Raw genomic sequence first — 819 nt, forward strand, 5'->3', positions numbered from 1 at the left:
TCGGAAGCAGCCCATAATTTAGCACCTTTGATTGCATTTGGGACAAGACGTAAATCGTGAGCTAGTTTATTTAGATTATTGATCAAAGCGTCCATATAACGACGGTGTATCCTTGTATAGCTAACGCCCCACTAAGAGGCAAATGATAGTTGGCTATAATAGAGAGCGCAGCGAACAAAGCCAACTGTTATTTGTCCTGCTTGAGTGGCTTGTTAGCTTTTTTTACATGCAAGGTAGCTCCCATCCAGACCAGTGGTATGAAAATTACAGCACTAGAAATCACGTACCAAAGCGGTCTTTGATTATCAGTAAATAGAAAGAATATTACAGATATCACTCCGAATACTAGTGCGTTAAATATCTTACTAAATTTTGAAATTCTAGCAATTATATAACCAATCCATAAATCTACTGGTATGGAAAATAATAAAGAAAATATCAGCTCCTCATTTGAAAATGTTCCAGGCTCTCCTAAGCCAAAGATGATAATAGATATGTAAATTCCAGCTATAAGAAACACTGTAGAGCCAATGAATGCAACTATGCTACCTAAGATCAATCCTTTAATATCCATATTATTCATGCGGCAAGAAATATTCCCTAAAAAGCTAACGCCACGTTAAGCGGCAAAAAATTGTTGGCTAAAATTGTGAACGGAGTGAAACAGCCAACTGTTTTTTGTCCGTTTGAACGCCTTATAGTTGGACCAATCCATTTATCAATCGATTAGTTTACTATATTTGATAAGTGGAATATGCCTCTGTTGGTTACGAATATTGAACGGCAAACATCCAATGTTTCTAACAAGACGTTCGAACC

1 protein-coding gene is annotated in these 819 nt (G+C 36.8%); it reads right to left on the minus strand.

Going from position 1 to position 819, the window contains the following annotated elements; genetic code table 11:
- Positions 1–187: 187 nt before the first annotated feature.
- Entirely contained in the window at positions 188–583 is a 396-nt protein-coding gene (locus tag H4J62_RS19925) for a hypothetical protein (RefSeq protein WP_182218784.1), read from the minus strand.
- Positions 584–819: the final 236 nt, after the last annotated feature.

Origin of the sequence: Colwellia sp. BRX8-5 (assembly GCF_014077325.1) — a bacterium.
GTDB lineage: Bacteria > Pseudomonadota > Gammaproteobacteria > Enterobacterales > Alteromonadaceae > Colwellia_A.

Coding starts and splice junctions, on each gene's coding strand:
- H4J62_RS19925 (WP_182218784.1), bottom strand. CDS start 583: ATGAATAATATGGATATTAAAGGATTGATCTTAGGTAGCATAGTTGCA.